General features: G+C 60.3%; 9 protein-coding genes and 1 pseudogene. 3 read left to right on the top strand and 7 right to left on the bottom strand.

The features are described from left to right. From BI292_RS25015 to BI292_RS25005, 3 genes are all read right to left on the bottom strand, one after another. Nucleotides 1-412, bottom strand: a 412-nt coding sequence (locus tag BI292_RS25015) for a biotin/lipoyl-containing protein (RefSeq protein ID WP_305887393.1), incomplete at its 3' end; no start/stop codon positions are given. Beyond that, nucleotides 413-1,471, bottom strand: a complete 1,059-nt coding sequence (locus tag BI292_RS25010) for an alpha-ketoacid dehydrogenase subunit beta (RefSeq protein WP_092269685.1) — start codon at nucleotides 1,469-1,471, stop codon at nucleotides 413-415. Between the two features lies 1 nt (nucleotide 1,472). Further along, complete coding sequence (locus BI292_RS25005; RefSeq protein ID WP_092269682.1) at nucleotides 1,473-2,708, bottom strand: 3-methyl-2-oxobutanoate dehydrogenase (2-methylpropanoyl-transferring) subunit alpha; 1,236 nt, start codon at nucleotides 2,706-2,708, stop codon at nucleotides 1,473-1,475. Between the two features lie 186 nt (nucleotides 2,709-2,894). On the opposite strand from BI292_RS25005, the gene bkdR reads away from it, so the two are divergent. Continuing rightward, nucleotides 2,895-3,383: a Bkd operon transcriptional regulator BkdR gene (bkdR, locus tag BI292_RS25000; RefSeq protein WP_092269679.1), complete on the top strand. Its 489-nt coding sequence runs from the start codon at nucleotides 2,895-2,897 to the stop codon at nucleotides 3,381-3,383. 40 nt (nucleotides 3,384-3,423) lie between these two features. Here the strand turns inward: bkdR and BI292_RS24995 are convergent, their stop codons facing one another. After that, nucleotides 3,424-4,287 (bottom strand): MBL fold metallo-hydrolase, encoded by an 864-nt coding sequence (locus tag BI292_RS24995; protein WP_101209560.1) that lies wholly within the window; start codon nucleotides 4,285-4,287, stop codon nucleotides 3,424-3,426. Between the two features lie 115 nt (nucleotides 4,288-4,402). On the opposite strand from BI292_RS24995, the gene BI292_RS24990 reads away from it, so the two are divergent. Further along, complete coding sequence (locus BI292_RS24990) at nucleotides 4,403-4,738, top strand: helix-turn-helix transcriptional regulator (RefSeq protein ID WP_092269673.1); 336 nt, start codon at nucleotides 4,403-4,405, stop codon at nucleotides 4,736-4,738. A gap of 136 nt (nucleotides 4,739-4,874) precedes the next feature. After that, nucleotides 4,875-5,675, top strand: a complete 801-nt coding sequence (locus BI292_RS24985) for a sulfite exporter TauE/SafE family protein (protein ID WP_101209559.1) — start codon at nucleotides 4,875-4,877, stop codon at nucleotides 5,673-5,675. Between the two features lie 6 nt (nucleotides 5,676-5,681). On the opposite strand, the pseudogene BI292_RS29290 reads toward BI292_RS24985, so the two are convergent. The 3 genes and pseudogenes from BI292_RS29290 to BI292_RS24970 form a co-directional block, all read right to left on the bottom strand. After that, nucleotides 5,682-5,768: pseudogene (locus BI292_RS29290) on the bottom strand (aldose 1-epimerase); the annotation flags it as partial. 23 nt (nucleotides 5,769-5,791) lie between these two features. Continuing rightward, entirely contained in the window at nucleotides 5,792-6,679 is an 888-nt protein-coding gene (locus BI292_RS24975) for an SMP-30/gluconolactonase/LRE family protein (protein ID WP_101209558.1), read from the bottom strand. A gap of 26 nt (nucleotides 6,680-6,705) precedes the next feature. Next, complete coding sequence (locus tag BI292_RS24970; RefSeq protein ID WP_101209557.1) at nucleotides 6,706-7,539, bottom strand: NAD(P)-dependent oxidoreductase; 834 nt, start codon at nucleotides 7,537-7,539, stop codon at nucleotides 6,706-6,708. Nucleotides 7,540-7,593 lie beyond the last annotated feature (54 nt).

The following is a 7,593-nucleotide window of genomic DNA, read 5'->3' as shown; positions in this document are numbered from 1 at the left end:
CTTCACGGCCGACCATCGGGCCTTGGCACACAGCGGCTGGGCGCGCAGACGCGGCCGGTTTGCTTTCAACGACGGGTTCGACTTTAGCCGGCGTTGCAACTGGCGCTTCTTTAGCCGCAGCAATCGGCTGAGGCGACTCTTTATGCGCCGGCTCTTTATAGTTGCCCGCGCCTTCCACTTCGATGCTGATCAGAATGCTGCCAACCGCCATCACTTCGCCCGGCTGGCCGCCCAGCGAAATGACTTTGCCGTGGACCGGCGATGGAATATCGACCATCGCTTTGTCGGTCATGACGTCGGCCAGGACCTGATCTTCGACGACCATGTCGCCGACTTTGACGTGCCATACCGACAATTCAACTTCGGCAATGCCTTCGCCGATGTCCGGCATTTTAATAACGTGCGTGCCCATTCAGACCTCCATGACCCGTTTCAACGCCGCGCCCACTCGGGACGGCCCTGGGAAATACGCCCACTCTTGCGCGTGCGGGTAGGGGGTGTCCCAACCAGTGACGCGTTCGATTGGCGCTTCCAGGTAGTGGAAGCAATGCTCTTGCACCAGCGCGACCAGTTCGGCGCCGAAACCGCAGGTGCGCGTGGCTTCGTGAACGATCACGCAACGGCCGGTTTTCTTCACCGATTTGACGATGGTTTCAAGGTCCAGCGGCCACAGGCTGCGCAGGTCGATGACTTCGGCGTCGACGCCGCTTTCTTCGGCGGCGACTTGCGAAACATAAACCGTGGTGCCGTAAGTCAGAATCGTCACTTCCTTGCCCGGGCGGGCAATGGCGGCGACGTCCAGCGGCACGGTGTAATAACCGTCCGGCACTTGTGCGGCAGGGTGTTTTGACCACGGCGTTACTGGGCGGTCGTGGTGGCCGTCGAACGGGCCGTTGTACAGGCGTTTTGGCTCAAGGAAGATCACCGGGTCATCGTTTTCGATGGAGGCGATCAGCAAGCCTTTGGCGTCGTAAGGGTTGGACGGCATCACCGTGCGCAAGCCGCAGACCTGGGTGAACATCGCCTCGATACTTTGGCTGTGGGTCTGGCCGCCATAAATGCCGCCGCCGCAAGGCATGCGCAGGGTCATCGGTGCGGTGAACTCGCCGGCCGAGCGATAACGCAGACGCGCGGCTTCGGAAATGATCTGGTCGGACGCCGGGTAGACGTAGTCGGCGAACTGAATCTCGGCCACCGGGCGCAAACCGTAGGCGCCCATGCCGACGGCGACGCCGACGATGCCGCTTTCGGAAATCGGCGCATCGAACACGCGCGAGGTGCCGTACTTGTTCTGCAGGCCTTCGGTGCAACGGAACACGCCGCCGAAATAGCCCACGTCCTGGCCGAATACCACGACGTTATCGTCGCGCTCAAGCATCACGTCCATGGCCGAGCGCAGGGCCTGGATCATGGTCATGGTGGTTGTGGTCATGGCGGTTTCCAACTCGATTTGGTTGTTGTGATCGTTCATGTCAGATCCCCAACTCTTGACGCTGGCGCTTCAAGTGCTCCGGCATCTCTTTGTAGACGTCCTCGAACATGGTCGCGGCGCTAGGCGTCTGGCCACCGGCGAGGGTGCCGTACTGCTCGGCTTCTTTCTGCGCGGCGATGACTTCGGCTTCCAGCTCAGCGCTGACGGCGGTGTGTTCCTCTTCGGACCACTGGCCAATTTTCACCAGGTGCTGCTTGAGGCGCACGATCGGGTCGCCCAACGGGAAGTGGCTCCAGTCGTCGGCGGGACGGTATTTCGAAGGATCATCGGAAGTCGAGTGTGGACCGGCGCGGTAGGTGACCCACTCGATCATGGTCGGCCCGAGGTTGCGCCGGGCGCGTTCGGCGGCCCAGGCAGAAGCGGCGTATACCGCGACAAAATCGTTGCCATCGACGCGCAGCGAAGCGATGCCGCAACCCACGCCACGACCGGCGAAGGTAGTGGCTTCACCACCGGCAATCGCCTGGAACGTCGAGATCGCCCACTGGTTGTTGACCACGTTGAGGATTACCGGCGCGCGGTAGACGTGGGCGAAGGTGAGGGCGGTGTGGAAGTCCGATTCAGCGGTGGCGCCGTCGCCGATCCACGCCGAGGCGATTTTGGTGTCGCCCTTGATCGCCGAAGCCATGCCCCAGCCCACGCCCTGCACGAATTGTGTGGCGAGGTTGCCGGAGATGGTGAAGAAGCCGTGATCACGAACCGAATACATGATCGGCAACTGACGGCCCTTGAGCGGATCGCGCTCGTTGGACAGCAGCTGGCAGATCAGGTCGACCAGCGGCACTTCGCGGGCCATCAGGATGCTTTGCTGACGATAGGTCGGAAAGCACATGTCGTCGATGTTCAGGGCCAGGGCCTGAGCGCTGCCGATGGCTTCTTCGCCGAGGCTTTGCATGTAGAACGACATTTTTTTCTGACGCTGGGCGACCACCATGCGGTTGTCGAAAATTCGCGTCTTGAGCATGGCGCGCATGCCTTTGCGGAGGATTTCCGCCGGCACGCCTTCGCCCCATGGGCCGAGCGCGTTGCCCTGATCGTCGAGCACGCGGATCAGGCCTTTGGCCAAGTCTGCGGTGTCCGCCGGTTCAACGTCGATTGGGGGTTTGCGCACCGTACCGGCGTCGGTCAGACGCAGGTAGGAAAAGTCGGTCTTGCAGCCGGGACGCCCCGATGGTTCGGGAACGTGCAGGCGCAGCGGTTCGTACGCTTGGTTCATGGCTTCTACGCTCGATCTTGTGAATTTTTTGTAGTGAGCTGACGGTCATTCCACGGTGAGTGGAAATCTTGTCCTACAAACATCATAGGCTCGGCGCGGGAGAATATTTATCTCTGTTTCGTTGCGTTGTCGGTCATTTGGGGATAAAAAATCTGCATTAACAAAAATAACAGGTGGTTTTGTCTCATGCGCAAATTGGATCGTACCGATATAGGCATTCTCAACAGCCTTCAGGAAAACGCCCGCATCACCAATGCTGACCTCGCACGCTCGGTCAACCTGTCGCCGACGCCGTGCTTCAACCGGGTCAAGGCAATGGAAGAATTGGGCCTGATACGCGAGCAGGTCACGCTACTGGATGCTGATTTGCTCGGGCTGCATGTGAATGTGTTCATTCATGTCAGCCTAGAGAAGCAGGTCGAAGAAGCGCTGGCGCATTTCGAAGAGGCGATTTCGGATCGCCCGGAAGTGATGGAGTGTTATCTGATGGCGGGCGATCCGGATTATCTGATCCGCGTGCTGGTGCCGACGATTCAGTCGCTGGAGCGCTTCATGATGGATTTCCTGACCAAAGTCCCCGGTGTCGCGAATATTCGTTCGAGTTTTGCCTTGAAGCAGGTGCGTTACAAAACTGCGCTGCCGCTGCCGGCGAACGGGTTGACCCTTGGCAGTTGAGGTTGATCGTTGCCACGCAAAGCGTTGCAACGATTGAGCGTCAGAGTTTATTCAGCGGGATCTTCAGGTAGGTCACGCCGTTGTCATCGGCCGGGGGCAAATTCCCCGCCCGCACGTTTACCTGAATCGCCGGCAGCAACAAATTCGGCATGCCCAGCCCGGCATCGCGCTGGGTGCGCATCGCGACAAACGCCGCTTCATCGACACCGTCATGCACGTGAATATTGCTCTGGCGCTGCTCACCCACTGTGGTTTCGCAGTGCGGTGCGCGGCCCTCGGGCGGGTAGTCGTGACAGACGAAAAGCCGCACGCCGGCCGGGAACGCCAGCAGCTTGTGGATCGAGGCAAACATCTGCCGCGCATCGCCGCCGGGAAAGTCGCAACGCGCGGTGCCGACGTCGGGCATGAACAGCGTGTCGCCGACCAGAATCACGTCGCTGTCGATCAGATAAGCCATGTCTGCCGGCGTATGGCCGGGCACGTGCAGCGCGGTGGCTTTGAGGTTTCCGATGCGAAACGACTCGTTCGGCGCAAACAGATGGTCGAACTGAGAACCGTCGATGCGAAATTCCGGTTCCAGATTGAACAGGGTTTTGAACACGTCCTGAACCTTGCTGATCGACTGACCGATCGCAATCTTGCCGCCCAACTCGCGACGCAGATAAGGCGCGGCGGACAGGTGATCGGCGTGGGCGTGGGTCTCCAGCAGCCATTGCACTTGCAGCTGGTTTTCGCGCACGAATGCGATCAAACGGTCGGCCTGAACCGTGGTGCTGCGCCCGGCGGCGGGGTCGTAATCGAGCACCGGGTCAACGATTGCGCATTGCCCGCCAGCCTCTTCGTAGACCACGTAACTGTAGGTCGAGGAGGCGGGGTCGAGGAAGGCTTCAATCTGCGCGGGCATTGGCTTTAGCCTCTGAAGGGAGTGATCTGAAAGCTGTGGTAGCGGTCATCAGTTGCAACACTTTATGTTTAGACATAATGTCTGCAGCTTAAGTGACCTCCAAGGCATCGTGCAAATGCAATCCAGTCTGACCGAAAGCGAAGTCGCCCAACTGCGGGCATCGGCGTCCAAAGCGTGCGCGCTGCTCAAGGCGTTGGCCAATGAGGATCGTTTATTGATTCTCTGCCAATTGACCCAGGGCGAACGCAACGTTGGCGAACTGGAAACCATGACCGGCGTACGCCAACCGACACTCTCGCAACAGCTCGGCATCCTGCGCGACGAAGGCCTGGTCGCAACCCGGCGTGAAGGTAAATACATTTTCTATGGCCTGGCCAGCCACGAAGTAATTCAAGTGATGAAAACCTTGTCCGGGTTGTATTGCGGCGCAGTGTTGAAAAGCTGGGCGTGAGTCAGTGCCGCTGAAGCCGGGTTTTGAAAAGCTGTGAGCGCTGCGCACTCTAACGCGGGCAAGCTCGCTCGCCACGGGTTGGGTGTTGGGTTTTTAGTGATTGGTTTCGGCGGCCGTTTGGGTTGAGAGAATAATAATGGTGCTGGCGAGTTTTTTTGGTGTGGTGATGGGCCTGGTCCTTGGTTTGACCGGGGCCGGGGGCGGGATTCTGGCGGTGCCGGCGTTGGTGCTGGGGCTCGGCTGGAGCATGACGCAAGCGGCGCCGGTTGCCTTGTTTGCGGTGGGCAGTGCGGCGGCGGTCGGGGCTATCGACGGTTTGCGCCATGGTTTGGTGCGCTATCGCGCGGCGCTGCTGATCGCTTCGCTCGGCGCGGTGTTTTCGCCGTTGGGTATCTACTTCGCGCATCAGTTGTCGGAAAAAATCCTGATGGTTCTGTTCAGTCTGCTGATGGTCATGGTGGCCTGGCGGATGTTGCGTCGCGAGCGCAAGGACGCGGGCCCGAACGACCACGGTCACGCTAACTGGGGCCAAAAGAACTGCATGCTCGATCAACACACCGGACGTTTTTCCTGGACCGCCAAATGCACCGCGACCCTGGCAGCACTCGGCGCGGTCACTGGCGTAGTCTCTGGTTTGCTCGGCGTCGGTGGCGGTTTCCTGATCGTTCCGGCGTTCAAGCAACTGACCGACGTACAAATGCGCGGCATCGTCGCTACATCGTTGATGGTGATCAGCCTGATCTCAGCCATCGGCGTCATCGGCGCGTTTCACGCCGGGGTGCGGATCGACCACATCGGCGTCACGTTCATCGTCGCGAGCATTGTCGGCATGCTCATCGGTCGCAAGCTCTGCGCGCGGGTGCCGGCGCGGGCGTTGCAGGTCGGATTTGCCAGTGTTTGCCTGGTCGTCGCGGCTTACATGCTGCTGCGCGCCTGAACCCTGCAACGCTCGATAGTGCAGGCTGAAACCTGATTCGGCCGTTTGCCCACGCTCCAACAATCGCAGGCCCGGCCGATCTGGCAAATGATGTATCCACTCAATGCAAGACTTTTTCAGGGCTGAAACAGCGGCTCGTGCAAGCCTTTGACGCCCGGATCCAGGGCAAAAACCCCACCGGCCAACGACTGCTCGTCCCGATCATCCCCAGGGCGGATCGAGGTCACGAACAGCGTGTCCAGACGACTGCCGCCAAACGCACACATGGTCGGCTTCTTCACCGGCACCGCGAGTGAGCGATCCAGTCGGCCATCCGGAGTAAACCGGTGAATCAGCCCGGCGTCATTGGCGCAGATCCAGTAACACCCGTCGGCATCCACCGCCGCGCCGTCGGGGCGACCGCAGAAGTGATTCATGTCGACGAACAATCGACGATTGCTCGGCGTGCCGCTTTCGATGTCGTAGTCAAACGCCCAGATCTGTTGCGCCAGCGGATGTGAGTCGGACAGGTACATCGTCCGCCCATCCGGGCTGAAACCCAGACCGTTGGGCACGATAAACCCGCTGAGCCGCGGATCGAGCGGCCCGCGTTGCCCGTGGCTGAAGCGATACATCGTGCCTTCAGCGGCGTTGGCGCCCATGTTCAAGACCATGCTGCCGGCCCAGAAACGTCCCTGGCGATCACAGCGGCCGTCGTTCAAACGCATGTCCGGGCGCGCGTGATCGACCTGTGCGAGCAGCTCGCTGTCGAGGCTGCCGTCGTTGTTTGCGTGCAGATGGAAGAACCCGCTTTCCATCCCGGCGACCCAACTGCCGTCGCTGCAACGCGCTATGCAGGCGAGCATTTCCGGCGTGGTCCACGCATCGACATGGCCGGTTTCGGCATGCCAGCGTTGCAGGCCACCGGCGGGGATATCGACCCAGTACAGCGCGTTTTCTTCAGGCACCCACACCGGGCTTTCACCGACCGTATTGCGGGCATCGACAATCAATTCGGCTTGCATGGCAGCTCATTCCTTTGCTCGTGGACTCAATCGCCAAACGGACCGGCCGCGACAAATGCGCCGCCCTGATAAACCATCGCCGGGTCATCGGCCGCTGGCATCGGTTGCGCTTCGACCTTGTCGCGGAACACTTCGGAGCTGTCTTGCGGCACGTAACCGAGGCCGGCGGCGAGGCGGTTATCCCACCAGACGTTTTTGTTGTCGGAGACGCCGTAGACGATGGTGTGGCCGACATTCGGCGCGTACAAGGCGCGTTCGAGCAATTGCGTGAGGTCGCCGAAGCTCAGCCAGGTGCTCATCATCCGGCGGTTTTGCGGTTCCGGGAACGAGGAGCCGATGCGGATGCTGACGGTTTCGATGCCGTAGCGATCGAAGTAGAAACTGGCGACGTCTTCGCCGTAGGACTTGGACAAACCGTAGTAGCTGTCCGGGCGGCGCGGGGAGTGTGCGTCGATCACTTCGTCCTGTTTATAGAAGCCGATAACGTGATTGGAACTGGCGAAGATCACGCGTTTGACCCCATGCCGGCGCGCCGCTTCGTAGATATGGAACACGCCGCAGATGTTGGCGCCGAGGATCTCTTCAAACGCGTGCTCGGTCGAAACGCCGCCAAAGTGCAGGATCGCGTCCACGCCTTCGACCAGTTGGTGCACGGCTTGTTTGTCGGCGAGGTCGCAGGTCACGACTTCTTCGCTGCTGTCGCTGGCCGGGGTGATTTCGACAATGTCCGACAGGCGAATGACCTTGGCGTAAGGGCGCAGGGTTTCGCGCAGGACTTTGCCGAGGCCACCGGCGGCGCCGGTCAAGAGCAGGCGATTAAACGGGGTGGGGCTCGAAGGGGGAGGAGAGGTAGTGGGCATGGGGATTCCTGAATATTTGAGTCATTGAAATTGTTGTAAGTTGTCGTATGACTT

Source organism: Pseudomonas sp. 43NM1 (assembly GCF_002836905.1).
GTDB lineage: Bacteria > Pseudomonadota > Gammaproteobacteria > Pseudomonadales > Pseudomonadaceae > Aquipseudomonas > Aquipseudomonas prosekii.
The sequence above is the reverse complement of the archived record's forward strand: the minus strand, read 5'-3'. Positions and strand labels throughout refer to the sequence as shown.

Coding starts and splice junctions, on each gene's coding strand:
- BI292_RS25010 (WP_092269685.1), bottom strand. CDS start 1,471: ATGAACGATCACAACAACCAAATCGAGTTGGAAACCGCCATGACCACA.
- BI292_RS25005 (WP_092269682.1), bottom strand. CDS start 2,708: ATGAACCAAGCGTACGAACCGCTGCGCCTGCACGTTCCCGAACCATCG.
- bkdR (WP_092269679.1), top strand. CDS start 2,895: ATGCGCAAATTGGATCGTACCGATATAGGCATTCTCAACAGCCTTCAG.
- BI292_RS24995 (WP_101209560.1), bottom strand. CDS start 4,287: ATGCCCGCGCAGATTGAAGCCTTCCTCGACCCCGCCTCCTCGACCTAC.
- BI292_RS24990 (WP_092269673.1), top strand. CDS start 4,403: ATGCAATCCAGTCTGACCGAAAGCGAAGTCGCCCAACTGCGGGCATCG.
- BI292_RS24985 (WP_101209559.1), top strand. CDS start 4,875: ATGGTGCTGGCGAGTTTTTTTGGTGTGGTGATGGGCCTGGTCCTTGGT.
- BI292_RS24975 (WP_101209558.1), bottom strand. CDS start 6,679: ATGCAAGCCGAATTGATTGTCGATGCCCGCAATACGGTCGGTGAAAGC.
- BI292_RS24970 (WP_101209557.1), bottom strand. CDS start 7,539: ATGCCCACTACCTCTCCTCCCCCTTCGAGCCCCACCCCGTTTAATCGC.